Below are 17,922 nucleotides of genomic sequence, written 5' to 3'. Positions count from 1 at the left end.
CTGACTCCGCCGTTCCCCGGACAGCCGCCCGCGCACGGGGCATTCTCGGTGCATATGTGGCAGAAGGTGGGCATCCGGCACGCCGCCCGTGCAGGGGTGGCCGCCGGATGCTGACCGTGCCCGACCCCCGGCCCGACGAGCCGGCCCGGCGCCCCGCCGCACCCATGACCTCGATCCAGCAGTACGAGGCCCCGAGCGAGCCCGCCGGTGCCCCCGATGACGCCGCGGAGGCCGAACCGATGGCTGAGCAGCGCGCGGCCGAGCCGGCGCAGGCGCCCGACGACGCCCAAGCGCGGCCGGCTGCCGGCCCGGACCCCCGGCCGGCACGGGCTGCCGCCCGGGTCCGTCCCGTCCCGCCGGGCGGCGCGGACGCCAGGGCCGCGGCGGACGTCCAGACGACGTCCGGCGTCCCGCCCGAGCCGATCCCCGATCCCGAGCCGCCGGTCGAGGCGACCTCGGCGCCGGATGCCACGGGCAGAACGGGCTCAACGCAGCAAAAGACCGACAAGTCTCAAGCTCAGGTAGAGGGTGAGAGCGACAAGACTCAGCCTGAGGTCGAGGGTGAGACGACCGATCCGGAGTTCACCGCGGTCATCGAGCTGCCCGACGACGGCGCTGCCGGCGACGACAGCGAGGCCGGGGCCGGAGATCCCGAGAAGACGGCCGTCATCCGCGTCCCCTCCCCCGAGGAGACGATGGTCATCGAGCTCCCGCAGGCCCCCGCCGGCGGGCCGGGCGAGAAGACGGTCGTCATCAGGCCGGCCACCCGCGACGCAGCCGCCGACGAGACCGTCGTGATCAAGGCACCGGTGCGCGACCGGCCCGCCGACGAGACCGCGGTGATCCTGAGCCGGCCCGCGGACGAGACCGTCGCACTGCCCGCCGGCACCGTCGCCCCGCCCGCCGAGGTGGTCACCGCCCTCATCCCGGTGGTGCCCGGCCGCAAGGACGGCAAGCGCACCGCGGCCGCCGGCCCGCCCGACCCCGGCCGCAGGCCGAAGCCGGCCCGGCCCCGCCGGGAACCCCTGGACCTGGGTCACGCCCCGGCGGTCCTGACCATCTCGGCGCTGGGCGTGCTCATGGTGGCGCTCGCGTACGCCGGCGGCCGCGTCGACACCGGCAACGCGCCCTTCGCGTACTGGGGCGGCCAGGTCGTCGTGTTCACGCCCGTGGTGGTACGCCTGCTCAGCCGCCGGATGGCCGGCGCGGCGGAGTCGTTCGTGCTGGTCATGGGGCTGGCGCTGAACCAGTACCTGCTCAAGTGGATGTACAGCCCGGACCAGTTCCGGTTCCCCGACGAGCTGCAGCACTGGCTCGCGACGACGATCATCGTGCAGTCCGGGCAGCTGTTCCAGCCGAACCCGGCGCTGCCACCGGCCGTGCACTTCCCCGGCCTGGCCGAGATGGGCGCGGCGGTCACCTCGATGACCGGGCTGCCCGTGACGGCCGCCGGGGTCATCGTCGCGGGCGTGGCACACCTCGTCTTCGTGGCGGTGCTGTTCTCCGCGGTGCTGCGCGCGAGCAACTCACCCGCGGTGGCGGGCGTGTGCTGTGCGACGTACGCGACGGCCCTGCACTATCTGTTCTTCAACTCGATGTTCCTCTACCAGACCGCGGCGCTGCCGTTCTTCATGCTGGCGATCTGGGCGACCCGGCGGTGGCGCACCGAGGGCGGATGGCCGTTCCTCACGCTGGCGGTCTGCTGCGCGGGCCTCACCACGGTCAGCCACCACGTCACGGCCTTCGCGCTGGTGCTGACGCTGACCCTGCTGGCCGTCGCCGAGCTCGTCGTGCAGAAGCCGCGGCGGTGGAGCGCCCTGATCATGCCCGCGATCGCCGCCGCCGTGGTCGCGCTCTGGCTGCTCACCGTGGCGCGCGACGTCGTCGGCTACCTCGAGGCGCCGGTCGAGCAGGTCGGCCGCACGATCTCCGACCTGGTCAACGGCCGCGATCAGGCCGCGTCGACGACCGCGGCGGTCAGCGTCGGGCAGCTGGTCGTGCAGGGCACCGGCCTGCTCGGGCTCTTCGTGCTCTACGTCGCGCTGGTCCGCGACATGATCCAGCGGCACGACCGGGACACCTGGCGCTGGGCGGCGGTGGCCGGCGGGGCGATCTTCTTCGCCGGCAACGGGGTGCGCTTCCTGGGCCAGAACGGCCCGGAGATCGCCGGGCGGCTCTCCACGTTCACGTACGTGCCGATCTCGATCCTGGCCGCGATCGCGCTGGTGCGGGGTGTGCAGATCATCCCGGCCAAGGACGCCGAGGGGCACCGCTGGCGGGCCGCGCCACCCGCGATCGACGTGATCGCGCCGGGCGGCTGGAACCTCTACAGCCGCGTCGCCGCCGGCTCCGCCATGATCACGCTGCTGATGATCGGCGCCCGGGCCGGCGGGTGGCCCCCGCTCGGGTCGATCCTGCCGGGACCGTACCTGGCCGGGGGATTCGAGCGGTCGGTCGACGCGTACGGGGTGGACGCGGCCGACTGGGAGCACCGCGCGCTGGGCCCGGGGAACCGGGTCGGCGGGGACGTCACCTCGGTGTCGCTCGCCTCCACGTACGGCCGCCAGGACCCGGTACGCGAGGTCGGCCCGCTGTACTACGCCGACCAGTGGGGCCTGGAGCAGGACCGCATGGTCGCCGACCTCGCGATCGAGTACCTGGTGGTGGACCGGCGCCTGTCCGAGCAGCTGCCCGAGGGCGAGGCGTACTTCGAGAACGACCCGAACGCCGGCTCGATCACCCGGCCGTTGACCGCCGCGCAGATCTCGAAGTTCGACTCGCTGACCGAGGTGGACCGCCTGTACGACAACGGCACGGTCCGCGTCTACCGCATGGGGGTCCAGTGACCGGCACCGCGCTGCTCCCCCGGATCCTCGCGGCGGTGACCGTGGCCGCCGGCGCGGCCGTGCTGGCGGGGCCGCTGCCGCTGACCGTCGCGGGCGGGCTGCTGCTCGGGTTCGTGCTGCCCGGCATGGCGCTGACCGGGGCGCTGTTCCGCGGCCGCGAGCTCACCGCCGTCGAACGCATCACCCTGGCCCCGGCGCTGAGCATGGCGGTGCTGGTGGTCTCCGGCCTGGTCATCCACGTGTGCCGGCTCCACCTGGACCGGGTGTCCTGGACGGTCGCCACGGCCGGGGTGACCCTGCTCGCGCTGGTCGTCCCGGCGCTGCTGCCGCGCGCAGTGCCCGCCGGGGCGCCGGCCGCCGAGGACGAGCCGGGACCGGCGGCCGCGCCGCCGCCGCGCCTCCAGCTCGTCCCGCGCGACGTGGCCGTCATCGCCGAGGCGCGCACCGTCGTCATGTCCGTGGTGCCGCCGGAAGACGAGGAGCACCTCGCCGCCGAGGAGAAGGCACGCCGCGGCCGCCTGGTACGCCAGCTCCTGCCGCTGGTGCTCGTGCTCGCGGTGCTCGGCGGGGCCAGCTGGCTGTCGTTCGGTACGTCGCGGGAGACCTTCCAGACGACGGTGACCGCGCTGTCGGCGGCACCCTCGGGCCCGGTGGACGCGGCGGGCAACCGTACGGTGGCGGTCTCGGTGTCCGGCCTGGTCCGCGCGGACGGCCCGTACACGCTGACCGTGACCGGGCCGGCGGGCGCGTCCGTGGCCCGCCGGGTGATCTCGGTGACCGGCGCCGGCACCTGGACCGAGAGCCTCTCGTTGCCGGGCGCGCAGCGGCTGGCGGTGACCCTCTTCCGGGCCGGTGACACCACGGCGTACCGCACCCTGTACATCAGCGCCGTCGAGTAGCGGCATGATGGGCGCGTGACCGGTGGATATCTGAAGGGGCGGATCCGCCGGGAGGACATCATCGCGGCGGCCGTGGCGGTGTACGCCGAGGCCGGCTATCACGGCTCGTCGCTGCGGGAGATCGCCAAGCGCGCCGGTATCACCCACGCCGGGCTGCTGTACTACTTCCCCACCAAGGAGGCGCTGCTCGCCGCGGTGCTGGAGCGCCGCGACGCCGAGAACGTGGAGCGGGAGCGCCTGGCGATCCCGCCGGGACCGGACTTCCTGCGTCACATGCTGGCGCTGGCCGCGCACAACGTCCGGCACCGCGGGATGGTCGACCTGTACTCGCGGCTGGCCGCCGAGGCGGTCGCGCCGAGCCACCCGGCCCACGACTACTTCGCCCGGCACTACGCGGTCGCCCGCGAGCACGCCGAGCTGTCGTTCCGGGCGCTGGCCGAGGCGGGCGGGCTGCGCGCGGGTGTCGATCCCGCCCAGGCCGGGCTGTGTTTCGTGGCGCTGATGGACGGCCTGCAGGTGCAGTGGCTGACCGGACCCGACCGCGTCGACCTGGTCGCCGCGATGCGGTTCTACCTGGAGGGCGTGCTCGCGGTCCCGCTGGAGTGACCGAGCGCGGCCCGGACCTGCCCGCGCAGCCAGGTGTGTGCGGGGTCGGTGTCATAGCGCTGGTGCCACGTGCACACGATCGGGACCGGGGTGGACGGGACCGGGAGCGGTTCGGTGTGCATCCCGAAGGCGTCGATCAGCGGGCGGCACATGCGGGCCGGGGCGGTCAGCAGGCTGTCGCTGCGGCTCACGATGTGCAGGGCCGCCGCGCTCGTGCCGACCGCGGCCAGCACGCGCCGATGCAGGCTGCGGGCGGCCAGGAGGTCGTCGACGGGGTCCGTCAGCCGCCCGCGGCGGGAGATGAGCACGTGCGGGTGGGCGGCGTACGTCGCGGCGTCGAGCCGGCCGGCGCCGGGATGGCCACGCCGCATGATCACGGCCAGCCGGTCCTCGCCGGTGGTCTCGGACCGGAACTCCGGCAGCTCCGGCGGGTCCGCACCGATCTGCAGGTCGACCCGGCCGTGCCGCAGGTCGTCGGTGTCGGCGACGGGCTCGGCCAGCAGCCGCAGGCGCACGCCCGGCGCCCGCTCCGCGACCGCGTTCAGCAGCTCCGGTCCGAGCGACAGGGCGAGCACGTCGTGGCACTGCAGCGTGAACGTGCGGTCCAGGGCGGCGAGGTCGAGGTCGCGGCTCGGGGTGAGCACGGCGTGGGCCTGCCGGACCAGCTCGCCGACCTGCTGCCGGATCGCCAGCGCGTACGGCGTGGGCGTCATCGTGCGGCCGGTGCGGACCAGGATGTCGTCGCCGGTCAGCCGCCGGATGCGGCCCAGCGTGCGGCTCACGGCGGGAGCGGACAGCCGCAGACGCTCCGCCGCACCGGTCACGCTGCCCTCTTCCAGCAGGGCGTCGAGCGCGCTGAGGAGGTTCAGATCCAGTTGCACGACGGTAAACCCTAGCCTAACGAGAGTGCACTGGACTCACTGATCCCGCGGCTCGATAGTGGTGGCACGGCCCGATCGGGCTGCAGCTCCCAGCCGAAAGACATGGTGATTCCGCATGCCCACCGACAACGAGGTGCTGACCGCTGCGACCGCCGCCGTCCGCGCGGCCGGCGCCCGCCTGCTGCGGCGCTTCTCGACCGAGTCCCGCACCACCGGCATGACCGACCTGCTCGCGGCGCTGCACGGCAACGACACCGCGGTCGCCGACGTGCTGCGGCCGGCCCTCGCCGAGGCGCTGCCGGGGTCGCGGTGGACGAGCGACGAGCACGGTTCCGGGCCGATGCCGGACGGCGACTGGTGGGTCGTCGACCCGGTCGGCGGCAACCTCAACGCCGTGCACGGCATGACCGACTGGAACACCGGCGTGAGCCTGGTCCGCGACGGCCGCCCGCTGCTCGCCGTCCTGTACGCGCCGCTGCAGGACGAGATGTTCACCGCGGTGTCCGGCGGCGGGGCGTTCCTGAACGGCGTACCCGTCTCGGTCTCCGCCAGGACCGGCCTGGACGCCGCGCTGGTCGGCACCGGCCAGGCCCAGCCCGGCCGGGAGGCCGGCCACGCGCGGCGGGTGGGTGCCTTCGTCACGGCGATGATGCAGCGGGCCCTCTACGTACGGGTCTCCGTGCCGGTCGGCCACCAGCTCGCCCAGGTCGCCGCCGGCCGCATGGACGTGCACTGGCAGGACGAGAACGTACGCTCCCACATCGGGCCCGTGCTGCTCGTGCGGGAGGCCGGCGGGCTCGTCACCGACCTCGACGGCAGGCCCTGGGACGTCACGAGCGACGGGTACGTGGCGGCCGCGCCGGGCGTACACGGCGCCGCCCTCGCCGTGCTGCGGGACCTGCGGTGACGGGGGCCCCGCGCATCGCCGTCCTCGGCGCTTCGGGAGCCGTCGGGCGGCTGCTGGTCACGCAGGCGCTCGATCGTGGACTCGAGGTCACCGCGATCGCCCGGGATCCGGCCCGCGTCCCCGTCGCCGATCAGGCGCTGCTCGTGACGGTCGCCGCGGACGTCCACGACGCGGGCTCGGTCGCCCGCGCTGCCGGTGGCTCCGACGTGCTCGTGTCCGGGCTCGGCGTCCGTGGTGGGCCGCCCGGCACGCTGACCGCCGGCGCGCGGGCCGCCGTCGCGTCCGGTGTGGACCGTGTCGTCTGGCTGGGCGCGTACGGCACCGGCGAATCGGCCCGGCAGGCCGGCGCTGTCACGCGTGCCGTGCTCCGGATGCTCATGCGCAACGAGCTGGCCGACAAGGTGGCCGCCGACGCGACGGTGCTCGCCGCCGGGGGCACGGTGTTCCACGCCGGACCGATGAGCGACGGGCCCCTCGCCTCCGGGCGCCGTACCGTTCCGCTGGGTGAGGCGCCGCGGCGCATCTTCCCCACCGGGGTCAGCCGGGCCACCGTCGCCGCAGCGATGCTCGACGAGGCGCTGACCCCGCACCACCCGGGCCGGACCGTCGTCCCCCTGACCGCGTTCTGATCAGCGGTAAGCGGGTTGCGGCTCGGTGGGCCGGGCGGGCACGACGTCGAGGCCGGGAGCCGCGATCAGCGCGTCGACCGCCGCCTGCGACGCGCCGATCCCGGCCCAGTGCGGGTCGACGTCGCTCGCGAACACCCAGCTGCGGTCCGCCGGCCACACGAACGCGGGCGGCGCGACCGGCTGCCCGCCACCGAGGTCGTCCTCCCACGCGTCGATGTCGCCCAGCGCGCCCCGCAGCAGCGCGTAGCGCCGGTGCGGCACGGTGACAAGGGCAACCCCGGACGGCAGGGGGATGTCCGAATAGCCCTCCCACACGCAGAACCAGCAGTCCCCGGGCGTCGCGGTGAAGTCCGCGAGCAGGTGCAGGGCCCGGCGGGCCTGGGCGATCTCCAGCGGGTGGTCGCCGGGCAGGTCGGCGTCGGTCTCGGCCTGGCCGGGCCGGTCCGGGTCCGGCATGAAACGCAGCCGGGCGTACGCGGGGAAGCCGGCCGGGCCGAACGTGACCAGCTGTTCGAAGGGCGTCCCGGAGCCGGCGAGCCAGTCCGCGGCGGCGGTGTCCGGGCTGAAGCGGAGCCGCATCACAGCGTCCGCGCGTACGGGTCCCAGCCGGCCGGCAGCGCGGGCGGCACGTGAACGGTGCTGGTCACGGACACCGTCTCCCTCCGGGCGACCGACTCCTCGATCGCGAGCATGACGTCGAGCACGTGGTACGCCAGCTCGCCGGGCGCGCGTTCCGGACGGCCCGCGCGGATGGCCCGGGCCAGCTCCAGCACGCCGGTGCCGCGGGTCGCCGGGTGTCCCTCGGCGGCCAGGTCCTCCGGCTTCCGCGCCCCTCGCTCCCCGCCGAGCAGGTGCAGGGTCGTCACACCGTCGAACCTGTTGGGGTCCGGCAGCACGGCCGTGCCCAGCGTACCGGTGACCTCCAGGCCGGTACGCGCCAGCGCGGAGTCGAACGTGGTCAGCAGCTGCGCCGAACCGCCCCCGGCGAACTCGACGAGAGCGGCGACCGTGGTGGCCACCTCGACCGCGAAGCCGGTGCCCGCCCGGGGGCCGGAGCCGATGGTCCGCGTGCCGCGCAGCCGCCCGCCGGTGGCGGTGACCCGCTCGACCGGTCCGAGCAGGTGGACCAGCGCGGTCAGGTAGTAGGGGCCCATGTCGAGCAGCGGGCCGGCGCCCGCCCGGAACAGGAACTCCGGAGCCGGATGCCAGCTCTCCGGCCCCGGCGACTGGAACAGCGCGAGGGCGGTGCGGGCGGTCCCGATGCGGCCGGCGTCCAGCGCGCGGCGGGCGGTCTGCAATCCCGCGCCGAGCACGGTGTCGGGTGCGCTCGCCACGCGCAGTCCCAGCCCTGCGGCCCGGTCGAGCAGCGTACGGGCGGAGCCCCGGTCCAGCGCGAGCGGCTTCTCGGTCCACACGTGCTTGCCGGCGTCGAGCGCGGCGAGGCCCACCTCGACGTGCGCGGCCGGGACGGTCAGGTTCACCACGATCTCGACGCCGGGATCGGCGAGCAGGTCCTGGGCCGTACCGGATCGGGCGACGCCGGAGCGGGCGGCCTGCTCCGCCGCACGCCCGGTGTCCAGGTCGGCGACCATGAGCACCCGCAGGTCGGGGAACGCGGTGAGGTTGCGCAGGTACGCGCCGCTGATCGTGCCCGCGCCCACGATCCCCACGCCGACCGGCCCGTCCGTCATCGCCCCTCCCCCAGCACGTACGCCCGGCTGGCGGCGAGCCCGGCGAAGATGTCACCCGCGTACCTGTCGAACTCGATGACGCGCAGCGCGTGCGGGGCGGCGGCCAGCACCTCGGACACCGGTACCCGGCCCTGCCCGGCGGGCACCTGGCCGCTGCCGTCGGTGGCCAGGTCGCCGTCCTTGACGTGGATGGCGCGGACCCGCTCGCCCAGCCGGCGCAGCAGCGTGGGGGCGTGCTCCCCGGCGGCCGTCGCCCAGTAGGTGTCGACCTCGAGCACCAGCGCCGGGTCGAGCTGATCGGCGAAGGCCTCGAGCGCGGTGCGCCCGCCCGCCCGCGCGGCGGGCTCCCACCAGTGGTTGTGGTAGCCGACGGTGATCCCGTGGTCGGCGGCGATCGCGGCCGCCTCGTTGAGGGCCCGGGCGGTCGCGGCGACGCCGTCCGGGTCCTGCCAGCGGGCCGCCTCGACCATGGGCTCGATGACGACCCGGATGCCGCACCGAGCGGCCGCGGCGAAGACGGCGTGCCGGTCGGCGCCGAGCAGCCGGGCGTGCGCGGTGGGCGCGGTCATGCCGTTGGCGGGCAGCCCGGTCCGCAGCGTGTCGGCGTTCTCGACCACGCCGTACGGCTCGACCTGGGTGAATCCGATCTCGGCGAGGCGCTGCAGGGTGAGCGCGGGGTCGGCGGCGAACGCGTCGCGGACCGAGTAGAGCTGGACGGAGACGGTGCTCATCGTGTCCTCCTGACGTCGACAGAAGTCGATGGGAGCGCTGCCCAATTTCTACCACGTGGTTAAAATTCAGTCCAGAGAGCGCTCTCTGCCGCGGCCGGGTGACACCGTCACGGCTTCCGCGCGGCACACGGCATACTTGTCGGCGACACGCGACCGGCGGCATCGAGGATGGGGACCACCATCGGGGAGCACGTCGTGGGGGCCGTCCGCCTGGGTGCCCACACCAAGGGAGACGCGCATGTCCGACAGCCCGCAGACCCCGGCCCACGAGGCCCGGCTCCTGCCCGGCAAGCCGGTCGCCGACGCGGTCCTCGCCGACGTGGCGCGGCGCGTGGCGAAGCTCAAGGAGACCGGCGTCCAGCCGTCGCTGGCCACGATCCTCGTCGGTGACGACGACGCCAGCGCCGGCTACATCCGCATCAAGCAGCGCCAGGCCGGCGAGCTGGGCTTCGTCTCCCCGCACGAGCACCTGCCCGCTTCCGCCACCCAGGACGACCTGCACCGGGTCATCGACCGGCTGAACGCCGACCCGGCCGTGCACGCCCTGCTGATCCAGTACCCGCCGCCCGCGCACATCGACTACGACGCCGCGCTGATGACCGTCGACCCGGACAAGGACGTCGACGGCATGCACCCGCTCAACCTGGGCCGGCTCTCCGTCGGGCTGCCCGGCCCGCGCCCGTGCACCCCGGCGGGCATCGAGGCGCTGCTCGCCCACCACGAGATCCCGGTCGCCGGCCGCGAGGTCGTCATCCTGGGCCGCGGCGCCACCATCGGCCGGCCGCTGGCCATGATGCTGTCGCAGAAGCGCCCGACCGCCAACGCGGCCGTCACCGTGGTGCACACCGGGGTTCCCGACTGGCAGCGCTACACCCGGCGCGCGGAGATCCTCGTGGCCGCGGCGGGCGTACCGGGCATCATCCAGCCGGAGCACGTGAAGCCGGGCGCGACCGTGATCGGCGCCGGCGTGCGCTACGAGGGCCGGCGGCTGCTGCCCGACGTGGCGGAGGAGGTCGCGACGGTGGCCGGCGCGCTCACCCCGCGGGTGGGCGGGGTCGGCCCGACGACCGTGGCCATGCTCTTCCGCAACGCCGTCGAGGCCGCGGAGAAGGCTAGCCGCTGAAGCGGGCGTCCTTGGCCATCGCCACGTACGCCGCCAGCGACTGCGGATCCGTGTCGATGCGCCACTTCTCGGTGAACCCGGGGTGGGTGTCGGTGTCGAACCAGACGACGCCGCCCACCGCCGGGTGCGCCTGCACCCACTGCGCGAAGAGCGTGATCCAGTCCCCCTTGGTCCGGCCGCCGCGGTCCACCGCGCCGACTTCGCTGATGAGGATGGGCTTGCGGGCGGCGTACGAGCGGTAGATCGGCCCGAACAGCGTCTCGGGCGTCTCGTGGTGCAGGTTGTAGCCCGAGACGCCCACCCAGTCGACGTACTTGTCGCCCGGGTACAGCGCCGCGTACGTGTTCCAGTCGGCGACCGGGGACGAGTTCCAGTTCGGTCCCCACACCCACGAGACGTTGGTCGCACCCTCGTCGGCGAAGATGCTCCGCAGCCGCCGCCACGACGCGATGAACCCGGCCGGGTCCTTGCCGTTGCGGGCGGCGCCCCAGCCGTACCAGTCGCCGTTCATCTCCCAGGCCCAGCGCAGCAGCAGCGGCCGGCCCTGCGCCTTGAGCCGCCGCGCGGCGCGCGCGATGAGGTCGTCGGCGGCGCCGGAGGTGATGTCGGAGTAGCGGGTGCCGCGCCACGAGACCATCGGGAACGCGTGGGCGGGCAGCCCGTCGATCGTGCGGGGCAGCAGGTCTCCCCAGTCGTAGAAGACGTGCACGATGCGCTCGTCGCGGCCGGTCTGCTGCCGGCGCAGCGCCTGCGCCTGCACCGCGGTGCGGTCCGACAGATCCAGGTACGCCCCCAGCATCGCCCTGCCGCTGCGGAACGGCACCGTCCCGCCGCCGCGGGTCACCACCGCGGGCGGCGCGGCGGCCGACGGCTTGGCGCCCGGGTGCCCGGGCGAGGTGGTCGCCTCGGCCGGGCTGTCCGGGGTGCGTACCTGCTGCACGGCGACCGTGGCAGCGGGCACGGCGGCGACGGCGGCGGCCAGGCCGAGCACGTGCCGGCGGGTGAGCACGCGCCGCGGGGCGCGGTGGGCCGGGCTCATGCCGGAACCGGTCCGGCGGTGGCCCGCCTCATGTCAGGTTCCGTCCGGTGGCCCGCGCCACCCGGCGCACCACGCGCCAGCCCGGCTGGGCGACCTGCTTGAGGCGGGGGACGAGCGACGGGCCGCCGCCGGCCACGAGCCTGACGAGCTGCTCGCCGGTCAGGTCCGGCGTCGGCTGCAACCGCGGTACGGCGAAGCGCCGCTCACCGGGCGTGTGCAGCCGCCGGCCGACCTCCGTGGCGTTGTCGTGCCCGGCGGCGAGCACGGCGGCCCGGACCCGCGCGCCGTTGTAACCGTGCGGGTACGCGAACCCGCGCACCCGCCGTCCGAGCCGCTGCTCCAGCTCGTCCTTGCTGCGTACGGTCTCCTCGCGCAGCTGGGCGGCGGGCAGCACGTCGAGCGGGTGGTGCACGAGGCTGTGGTTGCCGATCTCGATGCCGGCATCGGCCACCTCGGCCAGCTCGTCCCAGGTGAGCAGCCGGCCGAAGTCGGGCGCCCAGCGGCCCAGCCAGTCCGCGTGCCGGCCGAGGTGGCCGACGGAGGCGTACAGGGTGGCGCCGGCACCGGCGGAGGTGAGCACCGGGACCGCCGCGGTGAGGAAGTCGCGGTAGCCGTCGTCGAAGGTGACCGCGATCAGCCGATCGGTGCAGCCCTGCTCGAGCAGGTCGAGCGCCTCGGTCAGGCCGACGAGCCGGTACCCGGCCGCGGTCAGCGCGTGCAGCTGCTCGGCGAGGCGCTCCGGTGGCACCGCGAGGTCGCCCATCGGGCCGGCGACCGCGGAGACGGAGTGGTACATCAGCGCGGGCAGGCTCTGCCACACCGGGGACGCCGTGACGGTCACTCCGATCCTCCCACTCGCCGCTGGATATGACCCTTATCGGTCAGAGACCCGGCAAGCTTCGTGGTTCGCAGAACTCGTCCGGCCGGTGCGCGGCGTCGCGTCTGCGCCGCTCAGGCCACGTTACGGCGCGCTTTCCGCACTGTCCAGCACGACTGCGGCGACGATCGCCGACATATCGGCGACGGTCATTCTCACGACGCCGCCACGGGTGGCGAGGCCCCGGTCCGCCTCGTACGCGACGACGTCGGCGTGCTCCAGCTCGTCGGCCAGCACGGCCAGCCGCCGTTCGATGCGGGCGGCGAGGTTCTCGGCGAGATCGTCGTACCGGGCTGCGGGGATCTGCACGGTCATGGGGTCACCTTTCGCCGTCGGCGGGGCTTCGCCACCGGATCGGGGGCACACGTCCACGCTAGGCGCAGGCCGTACCCGATGGGCGTTTTCTCCGGTTTTTGACCCGGGACGTGACCCGCCCGGCCTCCACCGAAAGTCATAGCCGGCGATCCGGCTGCGGAGGGAAGCGCGGGCACCCTGCGTGACGGCAGGGTGATGAGCATGAATTCAGACCGTGCGCGCCGCGTTGCCGAGGCCGCGTGTGAGGCCGCGCTCGTGCTCGGTCTGACCGCGTTGCCGACCGCGTGGCGCGCCCTCGACGGGCGCATCATCGTGATCCTCGCCGGCATGCTCGGCGCCCTCACCGCAGCGATCTATGCGTTGCACGCTGTGACTTTCGACTGCTTCCGGCTGACGGCACAGCGGCAAAAAGGCAGCTTTTCTTATACCCAGCGTAAGGAATGAACCGCCGGGCCCGCCGGCCCGTACCCGGGGATGCACCGCACTTCGAGACCCCCGGGAGTGACCAGGATGTTCCGGCTCATCCAGCTCCAAGCGCAGCACGGCGTACCCCGCATCGGCGTGGACCCCGACGGATACGGCAGCGAACGGGCCGCGCTTGCCCGTTACCGTGAGACACCGGCCATGTTCTTCGGCGTCGGCCGCTTCGACGAGTCCGGCCGGCTCGCGGAGATCATCATGGACACCGTGTGCGGCCCGGCGGCCGGCTGCCCGCGCCCGGCCGTGGTCGTGCACGCCGAGACGTTCCAGCGGCTCTGCGACACCTGCTCGTTCGGGCTGGAGGTGCTGACGCTGCCCGCGCTCGCGGTACGGCTCGGCGTGGCGGTACGGCTCGCGCCGGTGCTCGCGCCCTCGGGCCGCCACGCCGCTCCCGAGTCGAACCTGTCGACCGGCAACCGGATAGCCCGGGAGTTCGCCACCCACATCGACGACCCGGTGTGGCGCATGGAGCTGTGCGCGGAACTGGCCCGCAACCCCGGGGCGGTCAACGGGCTGCTGATCGGCGTCGGCGCGCTGAGCCACCGCGACGTGCTCGACCACTACCCGGCGCTGTGCGCGCTCGGCACCCAGCTCCCCGCGGGCATCCACGCCGACCTGCTGCGCGCCACGTCCCGGCCGCTCTCCCCCGCCGGCGTCGCGGGGCTGCGGCTCGGGCTCTGACCGCCCGGGCCCCGGCCCGCGGGCCGGGCCGTGACCGGCCCGCTCCCCGACGCGCGCAGGCCGCTCCCCCGCGGGCGTCGCGGGGCCGCGGCCCGGATTCTGACCGGTCCGGCCCCCACGTGCGCGGGCCGGCCCGCCGGCTCAGCCGCGCGCCAGTAGCTCCTCCACCCGGCCCGGGGCGAAGATGCCGTCGGCCAGCAGCAGCGCGAGCCCGATCAGCCCGGACCGGGTGTCCAGCTTCGTGGCGACGATCTGCAGGTTGCGGGTCGCCAGCGGCAGCGAACGCCGGTACACCATCTCCCGGATGCCGGCGAACAGCTGCTCCTCGATGCGGGCCAGCTGGCCCCCGATGACGATGACGCGGGGGTTGAACAGGCTCACCGAGTCGGCGATCGCGTGGCCGAGGATGCGTCCCGCACGCCGGGCCAGCCGCACCGCGGCGAGATCGCCCGTGCGGATCAGCGTGACCGCGTCGTCCACCGTGGCGACGTCGCGCCCGGCCGCGCGCAGATCGCGGACCAGCGCCCAGCCCCCCGCGTACGCCTCCACGCATCCGGTGTTGCCGCAGCGGCAGACCGGCTCGCTCTCGGCGTCGTCGACGGCGACCTGGATGTGCCCGATGTCGCCGGCCGCGCCGTCGGCGCCCCGGTAGACCTCGCCCCCGATGATCATTCCCGCGCCGACGCCCGTACCGACCTTGAGCATCAGCAGTTGCCGGACCCCGGGGTGGATGCTGCGGTGCTCGCCGAACGCCATCGCGTTGACGTCCTTGTCGACCAGTACCGGACAGCCGTAACGGCTCGCGAACCAGCCGCGGATGTCGTACCGGTCCCACCCGCTCATGATCGGCGGGCTGATCACCCGGCCGCTGTCGAAGTCGACCGGGCCGGGTACGTCGATGCCGATGCCGTGCACGTCCGCGGCGGACCGGCCGGCGGCGGCGAGCAGCGCGCGGAACATCTCGTGGGCCGCCTCGAGCACCGGCTCGGGGCCGGCGGCGACGTCCATCGGGCGCTCCTGCTCCGAGCGCACCTCGCCGCGCAGGTCGCACAGCGCGGTGCGCATGCCCGTCGCGCCCACGTCGGCCACGAGCAGCACCCCGCGGTCGCGGTGGAAGGTGAACCGGCTGGCCGGGCGTCCGCCGGTGGGCGAGCCCTCGCCGCTGGGGATCACGAGCTGGGCGGCCAGCAGCGCGTCGAGGCGCTGGTTGACGGTCGACCGGGACAGGCCGGTCTGCTGCATGACGTCGGCGCGGGTGAGGCCGGACTGCGCGCGGAAGAGGGCCAGGACCTCGCCCAGTCCTGCGGCGGAGACCCCGGTGGCCGGGGGGCTGATGCTCACGCGGCGATCCTATTACGTCTAGTCACTATGCAAAAGTCTCCACACTTTTGCTTGACAGCAGTCATAAGCCGAGCATCTAATCAAGCGAAACATCGATGGAAGGACCCCCATGCCCCCCAAACCGCCGTACCGGGGAGTCGCCGCCGCCGCGACCGCCGCCGTCCTGCTCGCCGCCTGCTCGTCCGGATCGGACTCCGGATCGGCCGGCTCGTCCGGTGGCACCGCCAAGGTGGCCGCCGTCATCAAGGGCCTCGACAACCCCTTCTTCCAGTCCATGGAACAGGGGATCAAGGACCAGGGCACGGCCGCCGGGATCACCCCGACCGTGCAGGCCGCGAACTCCATCACGGACACCACCGGGCAGGCCGACCGCCTGACCGCGCTGGCCGGCCAGGACTTCACCTGCTACATCGTCAACCCGATCTCGGGCACCAACCTGGTCCAGGGCATCGCGCAGCTCGCGGCGCAGAAGAAGACCATCGTCAACATCGACAGCCCGGTGGACGCCGGGGCTGCGAAGGCCGCCAGCGCCACGCCGGCGACGTACATCGGGACCAACAACGAGGCCGCCGGCGAGAAGGCCGGGCAGCACATGACCACGCTCGTCCCCGGCAACGCCAAGGTGGCCGCGATCGGCGGGATCGCCGGCGACGTCACCAGCGGTGCCCGGGTCGACGGCTTCACCAAGGCCACCAGCGGCAAGCTGCAGCTCGTGCAGACCGTCGCGGCCAACTGGGAGCGGCAGGAGGCCCTGACCCAGGCGACCAACATCATGCAGGCGCACCCCGACCTGGCCGGCTTCTTCGTCGCCAACGACGACATGGGGCTGGGCGTCGCGCAGGCGGTCGCCAACGCCGGGCGGACCGGGAAGATCCACATCATCAGCGTGGACGGCAACAAGGACGCCCTCACCGCCGTGAAGAGCGGCGGGCTCGACGCGACCGTCGCGCAGTACCCGTACGCGATCGGCCTGATGGGCATGGAGGCGTGCCAGGCCGCCGCCGCCGGCAAGACCCTGCCGGCCGACGTCGAGGCGCCGGTCGAGCTGGTCACCAAGGACAACGCCGACAAGGCCCTGGCCAGCACGCCGAAGCCGTTCGGCACGTACGACGATCCCTTCAAGGCCCTGATCGGCGGATGAGCAGCATGACGACCGCAGCCGTCGCCGCGCGCGACACCGAACCCTGGACCCACCGCCTCAAGGACGTCGGCTTCTGGGCCGAGTGGGCGGCCCTCGTCGGCCTGATCGCCCTCGTGGTCATCTTCCAGATCCTCAACCCGACGTTCCTGTCCAGCGGCAACATCCGCTCGATGCTGGTCGCCTCGGCGATCCTCATCGTGCTGGCCGTCGGGCAGACCTTCGTGGTCGCCACCGGCGGCATCGACCTCTCCGTCGCCTCGATGATGACGCTGTCCGCCGTCGTGTTCGGCGCCACGTTCCCCGCCTTCGGGGTGACCGTGGCGATGCTCGCGGCGCTGGCCACCGGCCTGGTCGCCGGGCTGGTCAACGGCGTCATCATCGCCCGCGGCCGGATCACCGACTTCATCGTGACCCTCGGCATGCTCTCCGCCGCGTCCGGCACCGCGCTGGTGCTCGCCGACGGCAAACCGGTCACCGTGATCAACACCTTCCTGCTCAAGCTCTCCACCGGTGGCCTGGGCATCCTCGGCTGGAGCGTGATCATCGCCGCCGTCGTCGCGCTCATCGCCCACGCCGTGCTCTTCCACACCCGCTTCGGCACCCACGTGCTGGCCACCGGCGGCTCCGCGGAGGCGGCCACCGCCACCGGCATCAGCACCGCCCGGATCAAGATCGCCGTGTACGCGATCTCCGGCGCCCTCGCCGGGCTGGCGGCCATCCTGCTCGTCGCCCGCGTCGGCGCCGCCGAGCCGGCGTCCAACACCTCGTTCCTGCTCAACTCCGTCGCCGCGGTGGTGCTCGGCGGGGTCAGCCTGCTCGGCGGGCGCGGCACGATCACCGGCCCGGTCATCGGCGCCCTGCTGCTCACCGCGCTGACCAACGGCCTCACCCTGCTCGGCGTCTCGCAGTTCTACCAACCGCTCGCCGTCGGCGTGGTCGTGGTCCTCGCCGCCCTGCTCACGAGGTTCCAGAAATGACCCCTCTGCTGCGCGTCGACGACGTGTCGCTGTCCTTCGGCAGCGTCCGCGCCCTGGTCGACGTCTCCCTGACCCTGCGGCCCGGCGAGATCACCGCGCTGGTGGGCGACAACGGCGCCGGCAAGTCGACGCTCGTGCGCTGCATCTCCGGCATCCACCGGCCCGACGCCGGGTCGATCCTGCTGGACGAGAAGGAGCTGCACTTCAGGTCGCCGGAGGACGCCCGCGAGGCCGGCATCGAGACGGTGCACCAGAACCTCGCCCTCGTCGAGGACCTGACCGTCTGGCAGAACCTCTTCCTCAACCGCGAGCTCGTGCACCGCATCGGCCCGCTGGCCGTCCTGGACCGGCGCGGCATGCAGCGCGAGGCCCAGCGGATGGTCTCGACCCTGGCGGTCAACGTGCCCGCCGTGCGCAACCGGGTCCGCCGGCTCTCCGGCGGCCAGCGCCAGGCCGTCGCCATCTGCCGCGCCGCCGGCTTCGAGTCGCGGCTGGTCATCATGGACGAGCCCACGGCCGCGCTCGGCGTGCAGGAGACCGCCCGCGTCGAGGACCTCATCCGCAAGCTGCGCGACGACGGTCACGCCGTGCTGCTCATCAGCCACAACTTCGCCCAGGTGATGGCGCTCAGCGACCAGGTCTGGGTCATGCGCGCCGGCCGCTGCGTCGGCGGGCGCCGCACGGCCGAGACCACCGGCGAGGAGATCGTCGCCCTGATCACCGGCGCCAAGAGCGCCTGACCCCTTAGGAATCCCCTC

19 protein-coding genes and 1 riboswitch are annotated in these 17,922 nt (G+C 73.9%); of the genes, 11 read left to right on the top strand and 8 right to left on the bottom strand.

Features of this window, described 5'->3' with window-relative positions:
• The first annotated feature begins 107 nt into the window (after positions 1–107).
• The 3 genes from COUCH_RS19255 to COUCH_RS19245 are packed head-to-tail and all read left to right on the top strand — an operon-like array spanning position 108 to position 4,351.
• Positions 108–2,846 carry a hypothetical protein gene (locus COUCH_RS19255; RefSeq protein ID WP_249613477.1) on the top strand — a complete coding sequence of 913 codons (2,739 nt, stop codon included), beginning with the start codon at positions 108–110 and terminating at the stop codon, positions 2,844–2,846.
• Complete coding sequence (locus COUCH_RS19250) at positions 2,843–3,745, top strand: DUF1616 domain-containing protein (RefSeq protein WP_249613476.1); 903 nt, start codon at positions 2,843–2,845, stop codon at positions 3,743–3,745. The genes COUCH_RS19255 and COUCH_RS19250 overlap by 4 nt, the downstream gene beginning before the upstream one ends.
• A gap of 15 nt (positions 3,746–3,760) precedes the next feature.
• On the top strand, positions 3,761–4,351 hold the full coding sequence (locus COUCH_RS19245; RefSeq protein WP_249613475.1) for a TetR/AcrR family transcriptional regulator: 591 nt from the start codon (positions 3,761–3,763) through the stop codon (positions 4,349–4,351).
• On the opposite strand, the gene COUCH_RS19240 is transcribed toward COUCH_RS19245, so the two are convergent.
• A complete protein-coding gene (locus COUCH_RS19240) occupies positions 4,315–5,232 on the bottom strand; it encodes a LysR family transcriptional regulator (protein WP_249613474.1) in 918 nt (305 codons plus the stop codon). The two genes, COUCH_RS19245 and COUCH_RS19240, sit on opposite strands and share 37 nt — an antisense overlap.
• Positions 5,233–5,347: 115 nt before the next feature.
• Here COUCH_RS19240 and COUCH_RS19235 point away from each other — a divergent pair, with 115 nt between their 5' ends.
• Together COUCH_RS19235 and COUCH_RS19230 are read left to right on the top strand one after the other, a co-directional pair.
• Complete coding sequence (locus tag COUCH_RS19235) at positions 5,348–6,139, top strand: inositol monophosphatase family protein (protein ID WP_249613473.1); 792 nt, start codon at positions 5,348–5,350, stop codon at positions 6,137–6,139.
• The gene (locus tag COUCH_RS19230; RefSeq protein WP_249613472.1) at positions 6,136–6,768 is read left to right on the top strand and encodes an NAD(P)-dependent oxidoreductase; all 633 of its coding nucleotides are present in this window, start codon (positions 6,136–6,138) and stop codon (positions 6,766–6,768) included. The genes COUCH_RS19235 and COUCH_RS19230 overlap by 4 nt, the downstream gene beginning before the upstream one ends.
• On the opposite strand, the gene COUCH_RS19225 is transcribed toward COUCH_RS19230, so the two are convergent.
• The 3 genes from COUCH_RS19225 to COUCH_RS19215 are packed head-to-tail and all read right to left on the bottom strand — an operon-like array spanning position 6,769 to position 9,190.
• On the bottom strand, positions 6,769–7,347 hold the full coding sequence (locus COUCH_RS19225) for a hypothetical protein (RefSeq protein ID WP_249613471.1): 579 nt from the start codon (positions 7,345–7,347) through the stop codon (positions 6,769–6,771).
• The gene (locus tag COUCH_RS19220; RefSeq protein ID WP_249613470.1) at positions 7,347–8,459 is read right to left on the bottom strand and encodes a Gfo/Idh/MocA family protein; all 1,113 of its coding nucleotides are present in this window, start codon (positions 8,457–8,459) and stop codon (positions 7,347–7,349) included. Before COUCH_RS19220 ends, COUCH_RS19225 begins: the two co-directional genes overlap by 1 nt.
• Positions 8,456–9,190 (bottom strand): sugar phosphate isomerase/epimerase family protein, encoded by a 735-nt coding sequence (locus COUCH_RS19215; RefSeq protein ID WP_249613469.1) that lies wholly within the window; start codon positions 9,188–9,190, stop codon positions 8,456–8,458. The genes COUCH_RS19220 and COUCH_RS19215 overlap by 4 nt, the downstream gene beginning before the upstream one ends.
• A gap of 139 nt (positions 9,191–9,329) precedes the next feature.
• Positions 9,330–9,413: riboswitch (ZMP/ZTP riboswitch) on the top strand.
• A 15-nt stretch (positions 9,414–9,428) separates the two neighbouring features.
• On the opposite strand from COUCH_RS19215, the gene COUCH_RS19210 reads away from it, so the two are divergent.
• A complete protein-coding gene (locus tag COUCH_RS19210) occupies positions 9,429–10,313 on the top strand; it encodes a bifunctional 5,10-methylenetetrahydrofolate dehydrogenase/5,10-methenyltetrahydrofolate cyclohydrolase (protein WP_249613468.1) in 885 nt (294 codons plus the stop codon).
• Here the strand turns inward: COUCH_RS19210 and COUCH_RS19205 are convergent.
• The 3 genes from COUCH_RS19205 to COUCH_RS19195 all read right to left on the bottom strand — a co-directional run bounded on the left by COUCH_RS19205 (position 10,303) and on the right by COUCH_RS19195 (position 12,544).
• Complete coding sequence (locus tag COUCH_RS19205) at positions 10,303–11,352, bottom strand: glycoside hydrolase family 26 protein (RefSeq protein ID WP_249613467.1); 1,050 nt, start codon at positions 11,350–11,352, stop codon at positions 10,303–10,305. The genes COUCH_RS19210 and COUCH_RS19205 overlap by 11 nt on opposite strands.
• A 28-nt stretch (positions 11,353–11,380) precedes the next feature.
• Entirely contained in the window at positions 11,381–12,193 is an 813-nt protein-coding gene (locus tag COUCH_RS19200) for a polysaccharide deacetylase family protein (RefSeq protein ID WP_249613466.1), read from the bottom strand.
• A gap of 120 nt (positions 12,194–12,313) precedes the next feature.
• On the bottom strand, positions 12,314–12,544 hold the full coding sequence (locus tag COUCH_RS19195) for a hypothetical protein (protein ID WP_199512845.1): 231 nt from the start codon (positions 12,542–12,544) through the stop codon (positions 12,314–12,316).
• A gap of 201 nt (positions 12,545–12,745) precedes the next feature.
• Between COUCH_RS19195 and COUCH_RS19190 the strand changes: the two genes are divergently transcribed.
• Both COUCH_RS19190 and COUCH_RS19185 read left to right on the top strand, forming a co-directional pair.
• On the top strand, positions 12,746–12,988 hold the full coding sequence (locus COUCH_RS19190; RefSeq protein WP_249613465.1) for a hypothetical protein: 243 nt from the start codon (positions 12,746–12,748) through the stop codon (positions 12,986–12,988).
• A 66-nt stretch (positions 12,989–13,054) separates the two neighbouring features.
• A complete protein-coding gene (locus COUCH_RS19185) occupies positions 13,055–13,705 on the top strand; it encodes a hypothetical protein (RefSeq protein WP_249613755.1) in 651 nt (216 codons plus the stop codon).
• 141 nt (positions 13,706–13,846) lie between these two features.
• On the opposite strand, the gene COUCH_RS19180 is transcribed toward COUCH_RS19185, so the two are convergent.
• Positions 13,847–15,046, bottom strand: a complete 1,200-nt coding sequence (locus COUCH_RS19180; protein ID WP_249613464.1) for an ROK family transcriptional regulator — start codon at positions 15,044–15,046, stop codon at positions 13,847–13,849.
• Positions 15,047–15,155: 109 nt separating this feature from the next.
• Between COUCH_RS19180 and COUCH_RS19175 the strand changes: the two genes are divergently transcribed.
• The 3 genes from COUCH_RS19175 to COUCH_RS19165 are packed head-to-tail and all read left to right on the top strand — an operon-like array spanning position 15,156 to position 17,904.
• Complete coding sequence (locus tag COUCH_RS19175) at positions 15,156–16,187, top strand: substrate-binding domain-containing protein (protein WP_249613463.1); 1,032 nt, start codon at positions 15,156–15,158, stop codon at positions 16,185–16,187.
• A gap of 5 nt (positions 16,188–16,192) precedes the next feature.
• Positions 16,193–17,164, top strand: coding sequence for an ABC transporter permease (locus COUCH_RS19170; RefSeq protein WP_249613462.1), 972 nt, complete (start codon positions 16,193–16,195; stop codon positions 17,162–17,164).
• Entirely contained in the window at positions 17,161–17,904 is a 744-nt protein-coding gene (locus COUCH_RS19165) for an ATP-binding cassette domain-containing protein (protein WP_249613461.1), read from the top strand. The genes COUCH_RS19170 and COUCH_RS19165 overlap by 4 nt, the downstream gene beginning before the upstream one ends.
• Positions 17,905–17,922: the final 18 nt, after the last annotated feature.

It is taken from the genome of Couchioplanes caeruleus, from assembly GCF_023499255.1.
In the GTDB taxonomy this organism is placed as follows: domain Bacteria; phylum Actinomycetota; class Actinomycetes; order Mycobacteriales; family Micromonosporaceae; genus Actinoplanes; species Actinoplanes caeruleus_A.
Note: the sequence above shows the minus strand (reverse complement) of the source record. Positions and strands in the feature narration are given on the sequence as shown.

What these genes read in the sequence shown, in the direction of transcription:
- COUCH_RS19210 (WP_249613468.1), top strand. Translation starts at nt 9,429, where the DNA reads ATGTCCGACAGCCCGCAGACCCCGGCCCACGAGGCCCGGCTCCTGCCC.
- COUCH_RS19220 (WP_249613470.1), bottom strand. Translation starts at nt 8,459, where the DNA reads ATGACGGACGGGCCGGTCGGCGTGGGGATCGTGGGCGCGGGCACGATC.
- COUCH_RS19255 (WP_249613477.1), top strand. Translation starts at nt 108, where the DNA reads ATGCTGACCGTGCCCGACCCCCGGCCCGACGAGCCGGCCCGGCGCCCC.
- COUCH_RS19185 (WP_249613755.1), top strand. Translation starts at nt 13,055, where the DNA reads ATGTTCCGGCTCATCCAGCTCCAAGCGCAGCACGGCGTACCCCGCATC.
- COUCH_RS19205 (WP_249613467.1), bottom strand. Translation starts at nt 11,352, where the DNA reads ATGAGCCCGGCCCACCGCGCCCCGCGGCGCGTGCTCACCCGCCGGCAC.
- COUCH_RS19175 (WP_249613463.1), top strand. Translation starts at nt 15,156, where the DNA reads ATGCCCCCCAAACCGCCGTACCGGGGAGTCGCCGCCGCCGCGACCGCC.
- COUCH_RS19165 (WP_249613461.1), top strand. Translation starts at nt 17,161, where the DNA reads ATGACCCCTCTGCTGCGCGTCGACGACGTGTCGCTGTCCTTCGGCAGC.
- COUCH_RS19170 (WP_249613462.1), top strand. Translation starts at nt 16,193, where the DNA reads ATGACGACCGCAGCCGTCGCCGCGCGCGACACCGAACCCTGGACCCAC.
- COUCH_RS19195 (WP_199512845.1), bottom strand. Translation starts at nt 12,544, where the DNA reads ATGACCGTGCAGATCCCCGCAGCCCGGTACGACGATCTCGCCGAGAAC.
- COUCH_RS19215 (WP_249613469.1), bottom strand. Translation starts at nt 9,190, where the DNA reads ATGAGCACCGTCTCCGTCCAGCTCTACTCGGTCCGCGACGCGTTCGCC.
- COUCH_RS19225 (WP_249613471.1), bottom strand. Translation starts at nt 7,347, where the DNA reads ATGCGGCTCCGCTTCAGCCCGGACACCGCCGCCGCGGACTGGCTCGCC.
- COUCH_RS19235 (WP_249613473.1), top strand. Translation starts at nt 5,348, where the DNA reads ATGCCCACCGACAACGAGGTGCTGACCGCTGCGACCGCCGCCGTCCGC.
- COUCH_RS19190 (WP_249613465.1), top strand. Translation starts at nt 12,746, where the DNA reads ATGAATTCAGACCGTGCGCGCCGCGTTGCCGAGGCCGCGTGTGAGGCC.